At 46.0% G+C, this 20669-nt stretch carries 19 protein-coding genes and 1 rRNA gene; 19 read left to right on the top strand and 1 reads right to left on the bottom strand.

The window, feature by feature from the left end; genetic code table 11:
- The first annotated feature begins 7 nt into the window (after positions 1-7).
- The 9 genes from rrf to pssA all read left to right on the top strand — a co-directional run bounded on the left by rrf (position 8) and on the right by pssA (position 10333).
- Positions 8-124: ribosomal RNA gene (gene rrf / locus M3636_RS28180) — 5S ribosomal RNA — on the top strand.
- Positions 125-348: 224 nt separating this feature from the next.
- Positions 349-1524 carry a GNAT family N-acetyltransferase gene (locus tag M3636_RS28175; RefSeq protein ID WP_251384656.1) on the top strand — a complete coding sequence of 392 codons (1176 nt, stop codon included), beginning with the start codon at positions 349-351 and terminating at the stop codon, positions 1522-1524.
- 490 nt (positions 1525-2014) lie between these two features.
- A complete protein-coding gene (locus M3636_RS28170; protein ID WP_024633618.1) occupies positions 2015-2476 on the top strand; it encodes a CtsR family transcriptional regulator in 462 nt (153 codons plus the stop codon).
- A 29-nt stretch (positions 2477-2505) separates the two neighbouring features.
- Entirely contained in the window at positions 2506-3030 is a 525-nt protein-coding gene (mcsA, locus tag M3636_RS28165) for a protein-arginine kinase activator protein McsA (protein WP_056697612.1), read from the top strand.
- Positions 3031-3058: 28 nt separating this feature from the next.
- A complete protein-coding gene (gene mcsB, locus M3636_RS28160; protein ID WP_056697615.1) occupies positions 3059-4123 on the top strand; it encodes a protein-arginine kinase McsB in 1065 nt (354 codons plus the stop codon).
- Positions 4124-4354: 231 nt separating this feature from the next.
- Positions 4355-6814, top strand: coding sequence for an ATP-dependent Clp protease ATP-binding subunit (locus M3636_RS28155; protein ID WP_251384655.1), 2460 nt, complete (start codon positions 4355-4357; stop codon positions 6812-6814).
- A 289-nt stretch (positions 6815-7103) separates the two neighbouring features.
- Positions 7104-8471, top strand: a complete 1368-nt coding sequence (radA, locus tag M3636_RS28150) for a DNA repair protein RadA (protein ID WP_056697618.1) — start codon at positions 7104-7106, stop codon at positions 8469-8471.
- A gap of 13 nt (positions 8472-8484) precedes the next feature.
- Positions 8485-9561, top strand: a complete 1077-nt coding sequence (gene disA, locus M3636_RS28145; RefSeq protein ID WP_056697620.1) for a DNA integrity scanning diadenylate cyclase DisA — start codon at positions 8485-8487, stop codon at positions 9559-9561.
- A gap of 43 nt (positions 9562-9604) precedes the next feature.
- The gene (gene pssA / locus M3636_RS28140; RefSeq protein WP_128103690.1) at positions 9605-10333 is read left to right on the top strand and encodes a CDP-diacylglycerol--serine O-phosphatidyltransferase; all 729 of its coding nucleotides are present in this window, start codon (positions 9605-9607) and stop codon (positions 10331-10333) included.
- Positions 10334-10478: 145 nt separating this feature from the next.
- Here the strand turns inward: pssA and M3636_RS28135 are convergent, their stop codons facing one another.
- Positions 10479-10874, bottom strand: coding sequence for a nucleoside triphosphate pyrophosphohydrolase family protein (locus M3636_RS28135; protein WP_056697625.1), 396 nt, complete (start codon positions 10872-10874; stop codon positions 10479-10481).
- A gap of 173 nt (positions 10875-11047) precedes the next feature.
- Between M3636_RS28135 and M3636_RS28130 the strand changes: the two genes are divergently transcribed.
- The 10 genes from M3636_RS28130 (at position 11048) to sigH (ending at position 20366) form a co-directional block, all read left to right on the top strand.
- Entirely contained in the window at positions 11048-12133 is a 1086-nt protein-coding gene (locus M3636_RS28130; RefSeq protein WP_128103689.1) for a PIN/TRAM domain-containing protein, read from the top strand.
- A gap of 100 nt (positions 12134-12233) precedes the next feature.
- Positions 12234-12926, top strand: coding sequence for a 2-C-methyl-D-erythritol 4-phosphate cytidylyltransferase (gene ispD, locus M3636_RS28125; RefSeq protein WP_128103688.1), 693 nt, complete (start codon positions 12234-12236; stop codon positions 12924-12926).
- Positions 12923-13399, top strand: coding sequence for a 2-C-methyl-D-erythritol 2,4-cyclodiphosphate synthase (gene ispF, locus M3636_RS28120; RefSeq protein WP_056697632.1), 477 nt, complete (start codon positions 12923-12925; stop codon positions 13397-13399). Before ispD ends, ispF begins: the two co-directional genes overlap by 4 nt.
- Positions 13400-13434: 35 nt before the next feature.
- Positions 13435-14898 (top strand): glutamate--tRNA ligase, encoded by a 1464-nt coding sequence (gltX, locus tag M3636_RS28115; protein WP_128103687.1) that lies wholly within the window; start codon positions 13435-13437, stop codon positions 14896-14898.
- Between the two features lie 610 nt (positions 14899-15508).
- Complete coding sequence (gene cysE, locus M3636_RS28110) at positions 15509-16189, top strand: serine O-acetyltransferase (protein ID WP_251384654.1); 681 nt, start codon at positions 15509-15511, stop codon at positions 16187-16189.
- Between the two features lie 64 nt (positions 16190-16253).
- Positions 16254-17654, top strand: coding sequence for a cysteine--tRNA ligase (gene cysS / locus M3636_RS28105; RefSeq protein WP_251384653.1), 1401 nt, complete (start codon positions 16254-16256; stop codon positions 17652-17654).
- 20 nt (positions 17655-17674) lie between these two features.
- Positions 17675-18196, top strand: a complete 522-nt coding sequence (locus M3636_RS28100) for a Mini-ribonuclease 3 (RefSeq protein WP_251384652.1) — start codon at positions 17675-17677, stop codon at positions 18194-18196.
- 81 nt (positions 18197-18277) lie between these two features.
- Complete coding sequence (gene rlmB / locus M3636_RS28095; RefSeq protein WP_145410597.1) at positions 18278-19024, top strand: 23S rRNA (guanosine(2251)-2'-O)-methyltransferase RlmB; 747 nt, start codon at positions 18278-18280, stop codon at positions 19022-19024.
- Positions 19025-19029: 5 nt separating this feature from the next.
- Positions 19030-19551: an NYN domain-containing protein gene (locus M3636_RS28090; protein WP_128103684.1), complete on the top strand. Its 522-nt coding sequence runs from the start codon at positions 19030-19032 to the stop codon at positions 19549-19551.
- A gap of 170 nt (positions 19552-19721) precedes the next feature.
- Positions 19722-20366: an RNA polymerase sporulation sigma factor SigH gene (gene sigH / locus M3636_RS28085; RefSeq protein ID WP_024633601.1), complete on the top strand. Its 645-nt coding sequence runs from the start codon at positions 19722-19724 to the stop codon at positions 20364-20366.
- Positions 20367-20669 lie beyond the last annotated feature (303 nt).

Genomic DNA, 20669 nt, shown 5'->3' with positions numbered 1-20669 from the left:
CTACGCGTTTGGTGGCGATGGCGGAGGGGTTCCACACGTACCCATCCCGAACACGACCGTTAAGCCCTCTAGCGCCGATGGTACTTGGACCGCAGGGTCCTGGGAGAGTAGGACGCCGCCAAGCGAAGAACCACTGCCGATGTTATTCGGTGGTGGTTTTTATATTTTTCTAGGTAGATCATCTTATTTTTATAATAATATTGTGTATATGCATATTTAAGGGGCGCTTAGGCCTCTTATTTGACTTTATAGGACTCCTCTGACACACTCATAGAGAAGACGTACATCACAGATCAGACCACACTGGGATGATTTCATCATTTTCTAGAGAACGGGGTGCAGAATGAGATGGAATTTCGTAAATTAACAGCAGACGCTTTCAATGAGTGCATGGCGCTTTCTGAGTATGCGTTTCAATTTGTAATGAAAGAGGAACAGAGAGAGAAGCGTCAAAAACAGTTTGCAAAACACGATGTATGGGGAGTGTATGATGATGGCACTCTAGGTGCCAAGCTTCACATTATTCCTTTTCAAACGTATATTCATGGTCGGTCATTCGACATGGGTGGTATTGCAGGTGTAGCTACGTGGCCCGAGTACAGACGCAAGGGCTGGGTAGCCGGTCTGCTCAAACACACATTGGAAGAAATGAATCGCAACAAACAGAGTATTTCGTTCCTGCATCCGTTTGCATTTGCCTTTTATCGGAAGTATGGTTGGGAAACATACATTGAATACAAAAAATATAAAGTACCTGCGTCGCATTTGCCTGCCAAAAAACCAACATCTGGAACGCTGCGCAGAGGCAATCCGGATCTGGATGTTTTAAAAAGCGTATATAATGCTTATGCGGAGCGCTATAACGGAATGTTGATCCGTGACGATGCGTGGTGGAAAGACTCGGTGCTTACGGAGGGAACCAGTCAGAAGGCCGTATATTATGATGAAACTGGGCAAGCGCAAGGGTATATATTATACGAGGTCAAGGAGCGTAAGTTCGCGATCGATGAGATCATTCATCTGAATGAAGAAGCGAGACAAGCTCTATGGACCTTTATAGCCAATCATGATTCCATGATTGAAGAAGTTACATTACAAGCACCAGCAAGTGATACCCTTGCTTTTCAATTGGATAATCCACGCATTCAGCAAGAGATTGTTCCTTACTTTATGGCGCGCATCGTGAGTGTGGAGCAATTTATTTCTCAGTATCCGTTCGCCAGTCAGGATTCCCCCGTACAGATTGCTCTTCAGGTTAAGGATGCTCATGCACCTTGGAACGAAGGTGTGTGGCAATTAAATGTTGCCATGAATGGTACGGCTTCAATCTGGAAGGCTTCCGAACCTGTTTCTGAAGATCAGACGGTACAGATGGATATTCAATCCCTTACTGCTGTGTTGATGGGATACCGAAGACCGGCTGAAATGGCTAAGATAGGCAGAATTCATGGGCCGGCTGAAGCGGTTAATGCTTTGGAGAATGCAATTCCTTTACGGGAAACGTATTTACTTGATTTCTTCTAAAGCATTAGATTGATTGATCAAGAGATTATAAGGCTTATTTTAATTGAAGCACTGATGGCTCTCATGAAATTACCTGATATAGCATGAAGGCGTAACGGTAAGACAAATGGACTTCTCCAGCTCTTTTGGAGAGGTTTTTTTGTGTCCAAAGAATATTTCGTGTAAAATCGTAAAAAATGAATAGTGACCCCACTTGGCAAAATCACAAAATATGCTATAATGTATATAAAGTCAAAGAAAGTCAAAGTCAACTGAGATCATCATTTTGTTTGACTTTCTTATGCCATTCGCTGAGTAAAGTGCGACTACACTTTTCTTTGCGGAACAAGCAGTATCAAAGGACCTTCGAGCGGCCTATACTCTCCCGGTAACACTTGTTGTATCCAGATTCGGTGTTTTACGGAATGGTTAAATGGGATGAGAAGGTGCACTCTGTAGGGGCGTGTGGGTCCTTATTGACTTAACGTTTCAGACAGTGGAGGATGAGTGGATGCGTAATATCTCTGATATTATCGAACAATATCTGAAGAGTATTCTGCATGAAAGTCCCGAAGGAATGGTTGAAATTCAGCGTAATGATCTGGCAGACCAATTCTCATGCGTGCCTTCTCAGATTAATTACGTCATCAGCACCCGGTTTACCCTTGAGAAGGGTTATCTGGTGGAAAGCAAACGCGGTGGCGGTGGTTATGTACGTATTCAACGGATCGAACTACCTGCTCACTCAGCACTGCATAACCATTTGCATCATAGTATTGGAGATGAGATCGGGCAGACTGCTGCCGAAGGTCTAATCTACCAACTTGAGGAAGCACGTTTCTTGAGCAAACGAGAGGCGGGGTTGATGCGGGCGGCTGTATCGAGAGAAATTATTTTGGTCAAACTTCCTTACCGGGATCAAATTCGTGCCAGAATGTTGAAGGCGATGTTAATATCTTTGCTCGGTAAATGAAAACTATCGGGACCAAAGGAGGTACATCAATGCTTTGCCAAGAATGCAATAATCGTCCGGCTACACTTCATTTCACGAAGATTGTGAACGGAGAGAAGACGGAATTTCATATCTGCGAGTCGTGTGCTCGTGAAAAAGGGGAAATGATTCCTGGAACAGCAGGTGGATTCTCCATTCATAACTTGTTGTCCGGTCTGCTTGATTTCGACCCATCTGGCAAAGGTGGATCAGCAGGAACACCACCTGCTCAATCCCTTCGATGTGAAGAATGTGGCATGACGTATTCCCAATTTAGTAAAATCGGCCGGTTCGGCTGTAGCTCATGCTATAAATATTTTGATAGCCGTCTAGACCCGTTGTTCAAAAGGGTGCATGGCAGCACCTCCCACGTAGGTAAAGTACCTGCACGGGCTGGTGGTCGTATCAAGGTGAAACGACAAATTGCAGATTTGAAACGTACTCTTCAAGAAAGTATCACGCAAGAAGAATTCGAAGAAGCTGCTCAAATTCGTGACCAGATCAGAGAACTTGAAAAAGAAATAGCACAGGAGTAAAGTTTGTCATGAGTAGGAGGGATGCGTAATGCCTAATCTGCCTTTTACAGAGAAGGCGCTCAGCGATTGGATGCGCAGTGATGCGGCTGATTCAGAAATCGTCATTAGCAGCCGTGTCCGGATCGCACGCAACCTGCAGCATTATCCATTTCCGATGCTTGCATCCAATGAGCAATCGGAGGAAGTGCTGAATAAGCTGAGCGAAGTACTTCAATACGACGATGTTCATGCTTTTGGAAATTTTCACACACTGGATCTAATCGATATTGATGAGCTTGACAAACGTGTGTTGGTGGAGAAACATCTGATTAGTCCCAGTCTAGCGAATGAATCCAAGAACGGTGCTGTCATCCTTAGTGAGGATGAGTCTGTCAGTATCATGATTAATGAGGAGGATCATCTTAGGATCCAATGCCTCTATCCGGGGTTCCAGGTGAAAGAAGCTTGGGAGAAAGCTTCTGCGATAGATGATGCTTTTGAAGCGCATGTGGATTATGCATTTGATGATCGTAGAGGATACTTGACCAGCTGTCCTACCAATGTCGGTACAGGTGTAAGGGCATCCGTAATGATGCATTTGCCGGCTCTTGTCATGACACAACAGATTGGACGTATTCTAACGGCGGTTTCCCAGGTAGGGCTTACTGTCCGCGGGATTTACGGTGAAGGTAGCGAAGCAATGGGCAACCTATTCCAGATCTCTAACCAGATCACGCTAGGACAGACCGAGCAAGAAGTTATCGAAAATCTGCACAGTGTTGTGTTACAGATGATTGGACATGAACGTACCGCTAGAGAGCGACTGATCACCGACTCAAGACTGCGTATTACGGACAGGGTTATGCGATCTTATGGCATACTGTCTCACGCAGCCATAGTCGACTCGAAGGAAGCTGCACAGCGTCTCTCCGACGTTCGTCTTGGTGTAGATCTAGGTCTGTTGGAAGGACTTACTATACCGGTGATGAACGAGTTGAACGTCATGACTCAGCCTGGTTTCTTGCAGAAAACATTCGGGGAAGATATGCGCACAGATGAACGAGATATCTACCGTGCTCAGCTCATTCGTGATACGATCAACCCAGCAAAGTAAGTTAGCCTTTTCAGATTTATAAATGAGGTTTCACGCTGCAATTGCAGCTTTTATATAATATGGCAATTTGCATCAAGGTATTTGCAACGAAGCTGCAATAATTGATGTGAACAGCTGAATGATTTTATTCGCAGCATGGCTGCAGACAACGTGTTATAAAGAATACGGTGGAAGAGCTTGTTTTAAGGGGCTCTAACCCGTTTTATCCAAAACCATGGAGGTGCAGGAGATATGATGTTTGGAAGATTTACGGAGCGTGCCCAAAAGGTACTCGCATTAGCGCAGGAAGAAGCTGTCCGTCTCGGTCATAATAACATCGGTACTGAGCACATTTTGCTCGGCCTCATTCGTGAAGGCGAAGGTATTGCAGCCAAAGCGCTGATCGGCCTGGGACTCGGATTGGAAAAAATTCAGGATGAAGTAGAAACGCTGATTGGCCGTGGTCAGGAGCAACCTACTAACATTGCATATACGCCTCGTGCGAAAAAAGTAATTGAGCTATCTATGGATGAAGCCCGCAAATTGGGTCACACATATGTAGGAACAGAACACATCTTGCTTGGATTGATCCGTGAAGGTGAAGGTGTAGCAGCACGTGTACTTAACAACTTAGGTATTAGCTTGAACAAAGCTCGTCAGCAAGTTCTTCAATTGCTGGGTAGCAGCGAAGCGGTATCAAGTCATAACGGAACACCTGCTAATGTTAGCACGCCAACACTCGACAGCTTGGCTCGGGACCTCACGGCCTATGCGAAGGAAAACAACCTTGATCCTGTTATCGGGCGTAGCAAAGAGATTGAGCGCGTAATTCAAGTGCTGAGTCGTCGTACGAAGAACAATCCGGTATTGATCGGTGAACCAGGGGTAGGTAAAACAGCGATTGCTGAAGGGCTTGCCCAAAAAATTATTGCAAACGAAATTCCAGAAACATTGCGTGACAAACGCGTTATGACACTGGATATGGGTTCAGTTGTAGCGGGTACGAAATACCGTGGTGAATTCGAAGATCGCTTGAAAAAAATTATGGATGAGATTCGCCAAGCGGGTAACATCGTCCTGTTTATTGATGAGTTGCATACCTTGATCGGTGCAGGTGGAGCAGAAGGTGCAATCGATGCTTCTAACATTTTGAAGCCGGCTCTGGCACGTGGAGAATTGCAGTGCATTGGTGCAACAACGCTGGATGAATATCGTAAATATATTGAAAAAGATGCAGCGCTTGAGCGTCGTTTCCAACCTATTACGGTGGATCAACCATCCCCAGAAGAAGCTATTCAAATTTTGCACGGCTTGCGTGACCGTTATGAAGCCCATCACCGTGTGAAAATCACAGATGAAGCAATTGTACAGGCGGTTAAATTGTCTGATCGATATATCACTGACCGTTTCTTGCCGGACAAAGCGATCGACTTGATCGATGAAGCGGGTTCCAAAGTAAGGTTGAACTCATATACAGTACCGCCAAACTTGAAACAACTGGAGAGCCGTCTTGAAGATATCCGCAAGGAGAAAGATGCAGCGGTGCAAAGCCAGGAGTTCGAGAAAGCAGCAGCTCTGCGTGATACGGAACAAAAAATCCGTGAAGAGCTCGATGTAACGAAGAACCAATGGAAAGAAAAACAAGGTCGCACGGATTCTGAGGTAACTCCTGAGGATATCGCACAGGTGGTAGCCAACTGGACTGGAATTCCGGTGAACAAGCTGAAAGAAGAAGAAACGCAGCGCTTGATGAACCTGGAGCAGATTCTCCATGAACGTGTTATCGGTCAAGATGAAGCTGTTAAATCGGTCAGCCGTGCAGTACGTCGTGCTCGTGCTGGTCTGAAGGATCCGAAACGTCCAATGGGTTCATTTATCTTCCTCGGTCCTACTGGGGTTGGTAAAACCGAGCTGGCTCGTGCACTGGCTGAAGCGATGTTTGGTGATGAGAATGCAGTAATTCGTATCGATATGTCTGAGTATGGTGAGAAACACTCCACATCAAGATTGGTCGGAGCGCCTCCAGGATATGTCGGTTATGAAGAAGGCGGTCAGTTGACAGAGAAAGTTCGTCGCAAACCGTACTCCGTTGTGCTCTTGGATGAAGTCGAAAAAGCACACCCAGAAGTATTCAACATTCTGTTGCAAGTGCTTGAAGATGGCCGTCTCACAGATTCCAAAGGCCGCGTAGTTGACTTCCGCAACACGTTGATCATCCTGACATCCAATGTGGGTGCAGAAGCGATTAAACGTAACTCTACGCTTGGATTCACTGCTGTGGTAGATGCAGGAGCGGATTATGACAACATGAAGGGTAAAGTTATGGATGAGCTGAAGAAAAGCTTCCGTCCAGAATTCCTTAACCGGATTGATGAAATTATCGTCTTCCATTCTCTAGAAGAAAAACACATTGCTGAGATTGTTACACTCATGAGTGAAGAACTTCGGAAACGCCTGCGTGAATACGAAGTGGACTTCGAGCTTACGGACAATGCGAAGGCATTCCTTGCCAAAGCGGGCTTCGATCCAGCTTATGGTGCGCGTCCACTACGTCGGGCAATCCAGAAGCATATCGAAGACAAATTGTCAGAAGAATTGCTTACAGGTAATGTAGTTAAAGGTGATTCCTTGCTGATTGATGAGGATAATGGCGCCTTGTCTGTAACCAAAAAAGATATTGTTCCATCCACAGAAGAGATCGAAACGAAGTAATCCAATCTGGATCATTCGTGAAATAGATTCGTGGGAAATACTAAAGACCTTTCTGGCTTTGTGCCAGAGAGGTCTTTTTTGTGATCTGAGCAGTCTAGCTTCTTACCATTGATGAGGTGGCAACAACAGGTGTAGAAACTTCAGGAACATGTGTAAAGTTTACGATAATCCTTTACGAAAAATCTCAAACAATGGTAAACTTTTATTAACCCTGCGCGTTAGGAAGTCGGGGCATAATTCGTCGAATAATGCAAAATGTTGTTATAAAATAAATGGTAGGAGTGCTGAAGTGGCCAAAGTAAAAACCAAGTTTCAATGTACGGAATGCGGCTATGAAGCCCCCAAATGGTATGGTAAGTGTCCAGGTTGTCAGTCATGGAATTCAATGATAGAAGAAACTGAAACGGTGGTCAAAACACAAGGGAGGAATTCTCCCCTTTTTGACAGTAAAGATAAACCGCTTCCTATCATAGATATAGATAGCGGTCAGGAGCCGCGAGTGCAGACTGGAATCGGAGAACTGAACCGTGTATTGGGTGGCGGGATCGTTCCAGGTTCTCTCGTTCTGGTGGGCGGAGACCCGGGAATTGGAAAATCAACATTAATGTTGCAGACGTCTCATGCGTTGACACATTCAGGATTACGTGTGTTGTATGTATCAGGCGAGGAATCGGTAAAACAGACCAAATTAAGAGCAGATCGTCTTGGCGCACTATCTCCTGAGCTGTATGTGCTGTGTGAAACCAATATGGAACGTGTTGAGGAAGCGGTGGAGCAGATCCAGCCGCATTTTCTTGTCATCGACTCGATTCAGACGGTATATTTGCCCGAAGTTACCAGTGCACCGGGAAGTGTAGCCCAGGTAAGGGAATGTACATCAAGGTTCATGCGAATTGCCAAAGGCCGAGGCATTGCAACGGTTCTCGTGGGGCATGTTACCAAGGAAGGTGCCATTGCCGGACCACGTATGCTAGAACATATGGTGGATTGTGTGCTCTATTTTGAAGGGGAGCGTCATCATACCTATCGGTTGTTGCGGGCAGTGAAGAACCGTTTTGGTTCCACGAATGAGATCGGTATTTTTGAAATGGGTGAAGATGGGCTTCGTGAAGTCGGTAATCCATCAGAGCTCTTTCTGTCTGAACGTCCACTCGGCGTAGCTGGATCTACAGTTGTAGCGAGCATGGAAGGCACACGTCCCTTACTCGTGGAGCTACAGGCATTGATCTCTGCCACTCATTTCCCATCTCCGCGTCGTATGGCGACAGGCATAGACCATCACCGGTTAAACCTGATCATCGCTGTATTGGAGAAGCGCATGGGGATGTTTCTGCAAACCCAGGATGCCTATCTTAATGTAGCGGGGGGCGTACGCTTAGATGAACCTGCTGTGGATTTGGCGGTTGCAATAAGCATCGCTTCAAGTCTAAGAGATGTACCAACCAAACCGGATGATGTCATATTTGGCGAAATTGGTTTGACGGGTGAAGTTCGAGCTGTATCACGAGCCGAACAACGTGTGAAAGAAGCCGAGAAGCTTGGCTTCAAACGAGTCATTTTACCAGAAAAAAGCTTAAAGGGCTGGAAACATCCTCGCGGGATACAACTGATCGGTGTGAATACCGTGGCAGATGCACTAGCGGTCGCTTTAGATTAGGGGGCATAACAAGATGAAAGATTCGAGCCAACTGGATAATATGAATGAGTTGTTAAGGTTGATCGCACCAGGTACACCTTTCCGCGAAGGTCTGGAGAACGTGCTGCGCGCCAAAACGGGGGCACTGCTTGTTGTAGGATACAGCCCTGAAGTGATGGAAGTGGTTGACGGGGGATTTTCAATTAATTGTGATTTCTCTCCGAACTATCTGTATGAGCTTGCCAAGATGGATGGTGCCATTATCCTCAGTGAGGATTTGAAACGCATTTTATACGCGAATACTCAACTAATCCCAGATTCCTCTATATCTTCTTCAGAAACAGGGATTCGTCACCGTACAGCGGAGCGCGTAGCAAAGCAAACGGGCAAATTGGTAGTGTCCATCTCTCAACGTCGGAATATTATTACTCTGTATCAGGGAACACTCAGATATTCGCTGAAAGAGATTGGTGTAATTTTGACTAAGGCCAATCAGGCGATTCAAACGTTGGAGAAATACAAAGCCGTTTTGACGCAGTCTCTAACCAACCTAAGTGCTTCAGAATTTGAAGAACAGGTGACCATTCCCGAAGTCGTGAATGTTATTCAGCGGACAGAAATGGTGATGCGGATCAAAACGGAAATTAAACGATATATTCATGAGTTAGGCAATGAAGGAAGACTGATCTCCATGCAAATGGAAGAGCTGGTGGGTACAACGGAAGAAGAGGCATGGTTGCTCTATAAAGACTATGCACGCGACGATAGTGATGACAAGATTCGCGAAATTATTGTGGGTCTGAAGAGATTGTCGGATGATGAACTGCTTGATGCACATCATATTGTACGTTTGCTCGGATATCCTTCATCAGCAGCGACGTCTGAGGACTCGGTTGCGCCACGTGGATTCCGGGTATTAAATAAGATACCCCGTCTGCCCAATGTCATCATTCATAACCTGGTGGATCAATTTGAACAGTTGCCTCAAGTTATTATGGCAACCATTGAAGAGTTGGATGAAGTAGATGGAATTGGTGAAGTGCGTGCCCGCACAATCAAGGAAGGTCTGAAGCGGCTACAGGAGCAAATGTTTATCGACAGACAGATGTAAGAGTGTGCCTATAACGGCTTGAAGATGATGAGGTGAAACAACGATGTTAACCAGATTCATTCCGAATCTCTTTACCTTAGGTAATCTGTTTCTTGGAATGATGGCAATATTACTTGCAATTGAGGGAAACTACAGTTTAGCAGCGATTATGGTTATTGTCGCGATGTTACTGGATGGTCTGGACGGACGGGTGGCACGAGCATTGAATGCCCAGAGTGAATTCGGCAAGGAGCTGGACTCTCTGTCGGATATGGTATCGTTTGGTGCTGCTCCAGCGCTGATTGTGTTTATGGTTTCATTTCAAGATGCTTCCCCTGTACTAGCTTGGATTGCAACAGCGAGCTTTCCCATCTGTGGTGCGATTCGCTTGGCTAGATTTAATGTACGCCCGGGAATTCCGGGGTATTTCACTGGTCTGCCGATTCCAGCGGCGGGTGGAGTGCTAGCGACGTTATCCTTGTTTAACAAAGATATCGGACCGATCAGTATGATCATTGCCACATTGTTGTTGTCGTATCTGATGGTGAGCTCACTTAAATACCCTAACTTCAAAAAGGTAGGCCTACCTCGTAAAGCGATCTGGATTGCTCCATGGGTGATTGCCTTTGCAGTAGCCGTAGCGGTTATTTTCCCAGAACAGTTATCCAAATTAATCTTTATTCCGCTTGTGCTGTATGCCTTATACGGAATGAAGCATAATTTACGCACAGTAGCCTCCCGTAACCGAGCTAAGAAACGTAAAGAAGAGAAGTCTCCTCGTTCGGATCGGTAAAAGAATATACAGAGATCACTTACATGTTATAAAGTTTTTGAATAATGCAAAAAGCACGTGTGCTCCGACTTCGGAGTCACGTGCTTTTTCTCGTTATTCCAATCTATACGGTAACAACCAACTTTGTGCAATGATGATGCATTGTTTATGACAAATTGAACATCCCTAACGTCGAACATTTCTGTGACTCGTGATTCACGACCTCTTCCATGTTGATGTCCAAGAGATTGCAGAGAGCAGACATATAAAACAGGTTGCGTCCTAATTCGGAACTGATAACCTCTTTACAATTCTCGCACAATTCACCTTCGACATGCGTCTCCAGTAAACCCTTGGTCTGAGCAATACCACTCTCAGGGGCGTACTGTTGCTTCGTAGCGTGCAGCTCAATGCAGCCGCATTCGGTAATGGCCTTGGATACGGCACGGTTGACCGAAGCCCCGGCTTGTCCCGTTTTGGACAGCACATCAATCAAACTGCGGTGACGCAATAACAGCTCAGAAACTTGATCCTGAAAAGCCTGTAAACTTAGCGTACTCATTTTGCTACTCACCTCGGGATATGAATTGAATTCATTATATGCCAATTTTTTATCTTCTTTCAACTAAGGATTGCATCTTTTCCAAAAAGTTCTTGTTTAAGGGATTAGCATTTTAGGAATTGGATCATACTGGATATGAAGTTGGAAATATCATGAAGGAGGTGCAGGGACGTATGTGGAAAAAAGGCATTTTAACTTTTACAGGATTGTGCGGAGCATGGTTCGGCTATACAGCATATCATCTGGCAGGCAAATCCATCCCTTGGATGGCAGAATGGATTCAATCCGCAGGGCTCTTGGGAGCTGGGGTATCCACTGCGCTGGGAGCCGTATTATTTATGGCTGCATGCAATCTAGGTGGCACACTGATCGCCGATCGACTGCATAATGGAATCAATGCTTTGGCAAAAGTGCCTATGAATGAATTAGCAGCAGGGGCAGTAGGTACGGTTACAGGTCTACTTGTGGCGTTGTTGCTCTATCCTTGCTTAACATGGTTAGGGACAGCCGGAGAGGTGCTCCAAGTAGCACTGACGGTTGTTAGTGCATATTCGGGGTACATGCTTGCACTAGCCAAAAAAGACGATCTAGCGGCCTTCTGGATGTCTGGGCGATGGGGGCATCCTGAACAAGATGAAGGGCGACGGTTAGAGGAACACAAGATTTTGGATACGAGCGTAATTATTGATGGACGGATTGCAGATATTTGCAAAACCGGATTTATTGAAGGCACGATTGTCATCCCTGAATTTGTTTTGGAAGAATTACAGCATATCGCCGATTCATCCGACCTGTTAAAACGAAATAGAGGACGGCGAGGACTAGATATTCTGAATAAAATTCAGAAAGAGCTCGACGTTAAGGTGCTTATTTATGAAGGTGACTTTGAAGAAATATCTGAGGTGGACAGCAAGTTGGTCAAGCTTGCTAAAGTGCTTCAGGGCAAGGTCGTTACGAATGATTTTAACCTAAACAAGGTGTGTGAACTCCAGGGTGTATCTGTGTTGAACATCAACGATTTGGCGAATGCGGTTAAGCCGGTCGTGTTACCAGGTGAAGAGATTATGGTGCAGATCATTAAGGATGGTAAGGAACATGGTCAGGGCGTAGCATATTTGGATGACGGTACGATGATCGTTGTAGAAGGTGGACGTGAGTATATTGGTATGATGATGGAAGTGCTGGTGACCAGTGTACTTCAGACATCCGCTGGACGAATGATTTTTGCAAAGCCAAAACTGTTGGAAAAAGCCCAGTAAAAACGGTATGATGGGTAGTGTATCGTAGCACATATTGGATATCGCTTGCGGCATTTGATATGGCGGACGATAAACTGACTGACAAGGCAGGGATTGCGGCATGGATAAAGGGTGGGGCGTTGTCGTTGTGGCGGCAGGTCGGGGAACCCGGATGGGGACAACCGAGAGCAAGCAGTTTCTGCTGTTGCAGGACAAGCCCGTTTTCATACATACGCTTGAAGTGTTTGCGGCTCTGGATGAGATGCGCGAGATCGTGCTGGTGACCGGAGCTGGAGATGTTGAACGCTGCCTGAATTGGGTAAAAGAATACCATCTGGAATCACGAGTTCGTGTCATCCCCGGCGGGAAAGAGCGACAGCATTCGGTTCATGAAGGCCTTAAGGCTTTAGGAACGGATTGGGTCCTCGTTCACGACGGGGTACGTCCTTTTGTTAACCGGGAACAGATCAACGCTTGCATGACAACTGTGATGTCTGGCGGCGGTGCTATTCTGGCGGTTCCGGTTAAGGATACGATTAAACAAGTGAATGCGGAAGGTGTCGTTACGGCGACGCCAGACCGCAGCAGTCTGTGGAGCATTCAAACCCCGCAGGCTTTTCGTCTTTCTGCGTTGATGCTTGCTTATGAGTCGGCAGAGAAGGATGGTTTTCTAGGAACAGATGATGCGATGCTGGCAGAGCGCCAGGGCATAACGGTCAAGATTGTGGAAGGCAGTTATACGAACATTAAGTTAACGACGCCGGAAGATTTGCAGTATGCCGCGTTTTTGCTGAGGGGAGAGAAAGAGCAATGATTCGTGTAGGACAAGGGTTCGATGTGCATCAGCTGGTAGAGGGAAGACCTTGCATTATTGGCGGAGTGACGATTCCTCATGAAAAAGGGTTATTGGGTCATTCGGACGCTGACGTACTGTTACATGCCATTAGTGATGCTATTCTAGGTGCGCTGGCACTTGGTGATATCGGCAAACATTTCCCGGACACCGATCCGGAATTCAAGGATGCAGACAGTGTAAAACTTTTGGAACATGTGTGGCAGCTTGTGAAGGATCGGGGATACCGCCTAGGTAACATCGATTCAACCATCATTGCACAGAAGCCGAAGATGGCTCCTTATATTCCACAGATGGCTGAGGTTATCGCTAAGGTACTGGAAGCAGAAGTGGATCAAGTGAATGTCAAAGCAACAACGACAGAGCAGCTCGGATTCCCAGGTCGGGGAGAGGGCATTGCAGCTCAATCGGTTGTTTGCCTTGTTCGCGTGTGATATCATCAACCAACGAAGAGACGGAGGGGATAGTTATGAGCACGGAAGTACGCGTGCGCTACGCGCCGAGTCCAACGGGACATCTGCATATCGGGAATGCCCGTACGGCGCTATTTAATTACTTGTATGCTAAACACAATAACGGCAAATTCATTATTCGTATTGAGGATACGGATGTGAAGCGTAACATTGCTGGTGGGGAAGAAAGTCAACTGAAGTATCTGAAGTGGCTCGGCATCGAGTGGGATGAGAGCATTGATGTGGGTGGAGAATACGGACCGTACCGTCAGACGGAACGACTGGATATCTACCGCAAATATACTCAAGAGCTGTTGGATAAGGGGCTTGCATACCATTGCTATTGCACAGAAGCAGAATTGGAGCAAGAGCGCGAAGAGCAGACAGCTCGTGGTGAGACGCCGCGTTATTCGGGTAAACACCGGGATCTGACACCAGAGCAACGCAGTGCTTTTGAAGCAGAAGGCCGCGTGGCGAGCATTCGTTTCCGTGTACCGGAGGAACGGATCTACACGTTTGATGATATGGTCAAAGGAACAATTTCGTTCAACAGCAAGGAGTCTGGAGACTTCGTTATCGTCAAAAAAGATGGCATTCCTACGTACAACTATGCAGTAGCAGTGGATGATCACTTGATGAAAATCTCCCACGTACTGCGCGGGGAAGATCACATTTCCAATACGCCGCGTCAGTTGATGATCTATGAAGCGCTGGGCTGGGAGCCGCCGCAATTTGGTCACATGACGTTGATTGTAAATGAAAATCATAAAAAGTTGAGTAAACGGGATGAATCCGTTATTCAGTTTATTGAACAGTATGATCAACTCGGCTATTTGCCAGAAGCGATGTTCAACTTCATTTCCTTACTTGGCTGGTCGCCAGAAGGAGAAGAGGAGATCTTCTCACAAGAGCAGCTCATCCAAATTTTTGATACGAAGCGCTTATCTAAGAGCCCAGCGGTATTTGATACCAATAAACTGGCACACTTGAACAATCACTATATCAAAAATGCAGATCCAGATCGGATTGCTGAAATGGCGATTCCTCACCTGCAAAAGGCAGGACGGATTGCTTCTGAACTGTCAGCTGAGCAGAAAGAATGGGCTTATACACTCGTTCATCTCTACCAAGAGCAGATGACAGCAGCTTCAGATATCGTAGAATTGTCCGAAGTATTCTTCCGTTCAGATCTTGAACTGGAGGCTGAAGCTGCGGCAGTACTCGCTGAAGAGCAGGTGCCGACTGTACTGAAAGCTTTTGCTGATAAAGTTCAAGCAAGTGATGAGTTCACGCCAAGCAAGATGGCAGCACTTATCAAAGAAGTACAAAAAGAAACTGGATTTAAAGGCAAACAGCTCTTTATGCCAATTCGTGTAGCGCTAACAGGGCAGACACATGGCCGCGATCTCAATCAAACGATTGTATTGCTTGGTCGAGACACGGTGATTGAACGATTGCATGCTCAAGTAAAAGGGGCATAATCTGACGAAGTCAGTGATTCGTCTGTAGTTGTGTGTCGATTACAGGGGAAGGCTGTTGTCAGTCTCAACCCTTTTCGATATAATAGCAACACAACGAATAAATGATATGATTTATCTATATAGAACAGCAAAGACCGGGAGGAGTACGTTGAGCCGGACAGATTCAGAGAGGATGGCCCCGCCTAAAGAATGAAGTTCTTTGGTGCGGTGGCTGTGAGCCATCCGCTGTCCGTCAACCGAAATGCGCCTGTGAGCTGCATAGCCGAATCCAGCCCCGCCCTTGTCGATTAGGACAAGGGAAAACGTTAGGATAGGTTGTGACGGTTGGTTCCCGTTATTAAACCGTTTGAGGGTTCATTGTTATACAGGTGAACTGAGCAGAGTGGGACCGCGATCAACGCCTCTGTAGCTTACATAGCTACAGGGGCGTTTTTTGGTTGTCTGGACGTGTAACTCTTTCAAAGATAATCAAATCACAGCGGTGTTGAATTTCAGTTACAGCGGTACGGAGTCCTAACATGTGCATAGGTGTAAAGCTAGTAGTACACTATCAAGGAATGCGCCGTCCGGTAAGCCGGAGGACGAGAACCTGAACAAGAGGGGAACGAGCATGTTTAAGAAGATCAGATCAGATATCCAGGCGGTGTTTGAAAACGATCCAGCGGCCCGGGGATGGTTTGAGGTTGTATTTACTTACTCAGGGCTGCATGCGATATGGGCGCATCGGATCGCGCATTTTTTATACAAGCGAAGGTTCTTCTCGTTCGCTCGGTTCATTTCACAGATTAGCCGTTTTATGACAGGAATCGAAATCCACCCTGGTGCGACGATTGGTAATCGATTGTTTATTGACCATGGAATGGGTGTAGTTATTGGTGAAACGTGTGAGATCGGTGACGATGTTGTTATCTATCAAGGGGTTACTCTTGGGGGCACGGGAAAAGAAAAAGGTAAGAGACATCCGACAATTGGTAATAATGTGGTTATCTCGTCAGGTGCCAAAGTGCTTGGTTCGTTCCGTGTGGGGGATCAATGTAACATTGGCGCCAACTCGGTTGTACTGAAAGAGGTGCCAGCGAATAGTACGGTTGTAGGTATTCCGGGGAGAATCGTCAAACAGGATGGGCGCCGTGTCGATCGTCTGAATCAACAGCTACCAGATCCGGTCATTGATTCTTTGCGAAGCATGCAACAAGAGATTGAACGTTTGCGGGAAGAGGTACGTACGATGCAGAATACCCGTGAAATGGAACCTTCGCGTGATACAATAAATAAAGGAAGCATGGGATGAAGTTGATTACTATATAAGTTCAACTCATTCATTACATGCGGAAAAGAACGAAAGGAAAGTGACCATGACGCTTCAAATTTACAATACAATGAGCCGTACAAAAGAAGAATTCGTTCCCCAAGAGCCGGGGAAAGTGAAGATGTATGTGTGCGGGCCGACGGTATATGATTACATTCATATTGGCAATGCACGTCCAGTGATTTTCTTCGACACGGTTCGCGGGTACTTGGAACAGATCGGACATGACGTGAATTATGTCGTTAACTTTACAGATGTTGACGATAAGCTTATCCGCAAAGCAGAGCAGCTCGGTACAGACGTACCCCATGTAGCAGAGAAGTTCATTGCAGCCTATTACGAAGACCTTGAAGGTTTAGGCATTCCTAAGGCGAGTAGTAATCCGAGAGTTACCGAGAACATGCCGCTCATTATTGATTTCATCCGTGAGCTGGTGGATAAGGGTATCGCATACGAAAACGGTGGGGATGTATACTATCGTACTAGCAAGTTTGCGGAGTATGGTAAATTATCTAAGCAGAATCTGCAAGAACTTCAGTTCGGCATTCGGATCGGTGTGGACGAACGTAAAGAGAACCCGGAAGACTTCGTCCTGTGGAAGGCTGCTAAGCCAGGGGAGATCTATTGGTCTAGCCCATGGGGAGATGGACGTCCAGGTTGGCACATTGAATGCTCGGCCATGGCTCGGGAATACCTCGGGGATACGTTGGATATCCATGGAGGCGGACAGGATCTACAGTTCCCTCACCACGAGTGCGAATGCGCTCAATCCGAGGTGCTCACAGGCAAACCGCTGGCTAATTATTGGATGCATAACGGGTTTATCCGTATCGATAATGAAAAGATGTCCAAATCACTAGGAAATGGTGTGCTGGTTAAAGATCTTCGTACGCAATATAAACGTGAAGCTATTCGTTACTTCATGTTATCTACACACTATCGTAACCCGCTTAATTTTACAGAGGATACGATGGAGCAAGCACAAAACAGTGTAGACCGGATTACCAATGCGGTGGTTAATCTCAAGCATCGTCTACAGGCGGTAACTGTAGATCGAGAGAGCTCAGCTGAGTTTACGACAAGATTGGATCAGATTCGTGAACAGTATCATGAGAAAATGCAAGATGACTTCAATACGCCTGACGCAATCACAGCTTTATTTGAATGGGCTGGTGAAGCGAACCAATTGTTACAACAGGATGTGGTGAATGCTGCCGATATTCGTGCTCTGCTGGAATTGTTCAGCGAACTGAATGCAGTGCTTCGCATCTATACAGACGCTGAGCCTGAACTGCTAGATGAAGAGATTGAGCGTTTGATCAAAGAACGTGTAGAAGCGCGTAAATCTAAAAATTGGGCTCGGGCTGATGAGATCCGTGATGAACTATCTGCACAGGGAATATTGCTTGAGGATACAGCTCAAGGGATGAGATGGCGGCGCAAATGAGTGAGGAGCAGCCAAAAAAAATGTCTGAAATTGCCGAACTTACAGAAGCGGCCTCGTCAGTAGTAGGTGAGAAGAAGCAGGTGGAATCTGAAGAAAAAACAACGCATGTCACGGATGGGGGCTGGTTTCCTTATCCCCCCTCACGGCCTGCGCGTCTGATTCCTCCAATTGCACTTGCTTATATTGGGGACGCTGTGTACGAGGTGGCGGTACGTCAGTATTTGTTATCTAAAGCGAATATGCGCCCAAATCACCTGCATCGCAGTGCGACAGGGCTCGTATCAGCCAAGGCTCAGAGCCGTATTCTTACAGGGATTGAACCAGAGCTGACCGAAGAAGAACGCGACATGGTTCGCCAAGGGCGAAACGCCAAGTCTGGTTCCATTCCTAAAAATGCGGATGTTCTAGAGTATAGACATGCCACGGCGCTGGAATGTCTGATCGGCTATTTGTATAGCAGCGGTCAACATGATCGCATGATTGCATTGATTGGTCGTGGGATTGAGCATGCGGAACAGCAAGCGCAATCTTCGACAAAATAATTGAATTTCAACGAAGCCGCTACGTGAGTTTTGTCTAATTAACAGAGTCTCGCGCAGCGTTATAGAGAGGATCGAACAACAATGGAAGAAGAATGGATCGCTGGTAAACACTCCGTAACGGAGGCACTACGCTCAGGTCGAACCATTAATAAAATATGGATTGCCGATACAGCTCAAAAGCATCTGACCCAGCCGATTATTGCAGAAGCGAAAAAGCTAGGGATTGTGATCCAACATGTGGACAAGCGTAAATTGGATCAGACCGTTCCAGGTATACAGCATCAGGGGGTTGTAGCACAAGCTGCGCCTTATGCTTACGTTGAGGTAGAAGATATTCTTGCCGCAGCTAAAGCGAAGGGGGAACACCCATTTCTGATTTTGCTCGACGAAATCGAAGATCCACACAACCTTGGATCCATTTTGCGGACGGCAGACTGCACAGGCGCTCATGGTGTCATTGTGCCTAAACGTCGGTCAGCAGCAGTTACTGCTACAGTATCCAAAACCTCTGCAGGAGCTGTTGAATATGTACCGGTAGCACGCGTAAGTAATTTGGGGCAAACGATTGATCGTCTCAAGGAAGAAGGCGTGTGGGTAGTTGGCACGGATGTTACTGCTAAAGAAAATGTATTTGGCAATGGGGTCTTCACAGGACCTGTAGCGCTCGTGATTGGAAATGAGAACAAAGGTATGGGGCGTCTCATCCGTGAAAAATGTGATGTGTTGATTAAATTGCCGATGCAGGGCCAGATTAACTCGCTTAACGCATCCGTTGCTGCGGGTGTAGTGATGTATGAAGTGCTCCGGTCACGCCAAGTGCAGGAATAGAAACTATGGCTGACTCCCGTGATGTGCTTCTTGTAGACGGGTACAACATGATCGGTGATTGGCCAGAGCTGTCTAAGTTAGCGCAAAATGGATTGGAAGAAGCGCGCAACCGGCTTCTATCGCGTCTTGCTGACTATCAGGCCTTCTCTGGCCGAAAGGTCATTGTTGTTTTTGACGCCTACCTCGTGCCCGGACTCGGCAAATCCTTTACACAGAGCAAAATACAAATTTATTTCACAAAGGAAAAAGAGACGGCGGATGAATGCATTGAGAGACTCGTTCGGGAACTCAGTATGCGAAGACGACAAATCTATGTGGCTACAAGTGATATGGTAGAGCAACACGTCATTTTTGGACAGGGAGCTTTGCGTGTGTCTGCTAGGGAACTGCTGATTGAAGTAGAGCAGAACGAAAAAGAGCTGCAGAAACGTCTGGAAGAGAGGCAGTCTCAAACGACACGCAATACACTTGGGGGGAAACTCAGTCCAGATGTTTTGAAACAATTTGAACGCTGGCGCAGGGAATGATCTTAGTTTTTACAGATATTACAATATTGAAAGTCTTGACAATTATGTTATTCATGTTCTTTTTTAGGCAGAGCGTGGTTGACGGTGTAAGGTAGCATCATATATACTTGTCCTATATTTCATAGAGTAGAGTAACGGGGTACCTTGCGTTGCAGCCGGAGGGATTGTCTGTGAGTGTCGACCTCAAAGATATCATGTTATCTAAGTATGATTACCAAAGTGACGAAGACATTGTCGAAGCGGTCCGTGAAGGTGAAAGCGAAGCGCTGGAGTTTTTGATTAACAAATATCGCAACTTTGTACGCGCCAAGGCAAGATCTTATTTTCTGATTGGGGCAGACCGGGAAGATATTATTCAAGAAGGAATGATAGGACTCTATAAATCTATTCGAGATTTTAAGGGTGACAAATTGGCTTCGTTCAAAGCTTTCGCTGAGCTGTGTATTACACGGCAGATCATTACAGCGATTAAGACAGCAACACGTCAAAAGCACATTCCGCTTAATTCTTATGTGTCTCTGGACAAGCCTATTTATGATGAAGAATCCGATCGTACCTTACTCGATGTGATTTGTGGAACCCAGGTTAGTGATCCTGAGGAACTTATCATTAATCAGGAAGAGTTTGTGGGCCTGGAAGATAAGATGTCAGAGATTTTGAGTGATCTGGAACGTAAAGTATTAATGTTGTATCTGGACGGGAGATCTTATCAAGAAATCGCGGTTGATCTGGACAGACATGTGAAGTCCATTGATAATGCGCTACAGCGTGTGAAGCGAAAACTTGAAAAGTATTTGGAAGTTCGAGATAATTGAACAATTGTTGTCGTTGACGGAAAAGGCTCGGGGTTTGAGTCTTTTTTTGCTGCTTTAAGTTTATAAAATAAAAGATTGATAATACTAGTAATCGTTCGATCCAAGTAGGAGAAGAGAGAAAATCAGAGATATGTTGCCGAATGCAGACGCACGGAACTTTTACCCAGCAATGAAAGGCTATTCTTTCGTTGACATGGTTATACCCTTATGATAAAGTGTTTTAGGTAGGCCTAAATTCGCGGCTTTTTTTTTAGGATCAATTTAGAGACTCTGCTTGAGCGGAAGTCTTCGGGAGGTGTACAT

Origin of the sequence: Paenibacillus sp. MER 99-2 (assembly GCF_023714095.1) — a bacterium.
Classification (GTDB): domain Bacteria; phylum Bacillota; class Bacilli; order Paenibacillales; family Paenibacillaceae; genus Paenibacillus.
The sequence above is the reverse complement of the archived record's forward strand: the minus strand, read 5'-3'. Positions and strand labels throughout refer to the sequence as shown.

Bases quoted from the DNA above. Each gene is read 5' to 3' on its own strand.
- M3636_RS28175 (WP_251384656.1), top strand. From the start codon at position 349: ATGGAATTTCGTAAATTAACAGCAGACGCTTTCAATGAGTGCATGGCG.
- mcsA (WP_056697612.1), top strand. From the start codon at position 2,506: ATGCTTTGCCAAGAATGCAATAATCGTCCGGCTACACTTCATTTCACG.
- ispD (WP_128103688.1), top strand. From the start codon at position 12,234: ATGGATAAAGGGTGGGGCGTTGTCGTTGTGGCGGCAGGTCGGGGAACC.
- ispF (WP_056697632.1), top strand. From the start codon at position 12,923: ATGATTCGTGTAGGACAAGGGTTCGATGTGCATCAGCTGGTAGAGGGA.
- gltX (WP_128103687.1), top strand. From the start codon at position 13,435: ATGAGCACGGAAGTACGCGTGCGCTACGCGCCGAGTCCAACGGGACAT.
- M3636_RS28135 (WP_056697625.1), bottom strand. From the start codon at position 10,874: ATGAGTACGCTAAGTTTACAGGCTTTTCAGGATCAAGTTTCTGAGCTG.
- mcsB (WP_056697615.1), top strand. From the start codon at position 3,059: ATGCCTAATCTGCCTTTTACAGAGAAGGCGCTCAGCGATTGGATGCGC.
- cysS (WP_251384653.1), top strand. From the start codon at position 16,254: ATGACGCTTCAAATTTACAATACAATGAGCCGTACAAAAGAAGAATTC.
- M3636_RS28155 (WP_251384655.1), top strand. From the start codon at position 4,355: ATGATGTTTGGAAGATTTACGGAGCGTGCCCAAAAGGTACTCGCATTA.
- disA (WP_056697620.1), top strand. From the start codon at position 8,485: ATGAAAGATTCGAGCCAACTGGATAATATGAATGAGTTGTTAAGGTTG.
- M3636_RS28090 (WP_128103684.1), top strand. From the start codon at position 19,030: ATGGCTGACTCCCGTGATGTGCTTCTTGTAGACGGGTACAACATGATC.
- M3636_RS28130 (WP_128103689.1), top strand. From the start codon at position 11,048: ATGTGGAAAAAAGGCATTTTAACTTTTACAGGATTGTGCGGAGCATGG.
- cysE (WP_251384654.1), top strand. From the start codon at position 15,509: ATGTTTAAGAAGATCAGATCAGATATCCAGGCGGTGTTTGAAAACGAT.
- M3636_RS28100 (WP_251384652.1), top strand. From the start codon at position 17,675: ATGTCTGAAATTGCCGAACTTACAGAAGCGGCCTCGTCAGTAGTAGGT.
- M3636_RS28170 (WP_024633618.1), top strand. From the start codon at position 2,015: ATGCGTAATATCTCTGATATTATCGAACAATATCTGAAGAGTATTCTG.
- pssA (WP_128103690.1), top strand. From the start codon at position 9,605: ATGTTAACCAGATTCATTCCGAATCTCTTTACCTTAGGTAATCTGTTT.
- rlmB (WP_145410597.1), top strand. From the start codon at position 18,278: ATGGAAGAAGAATGGATCGCTGGTAAACACTCCGTAACGGAGGCACTA.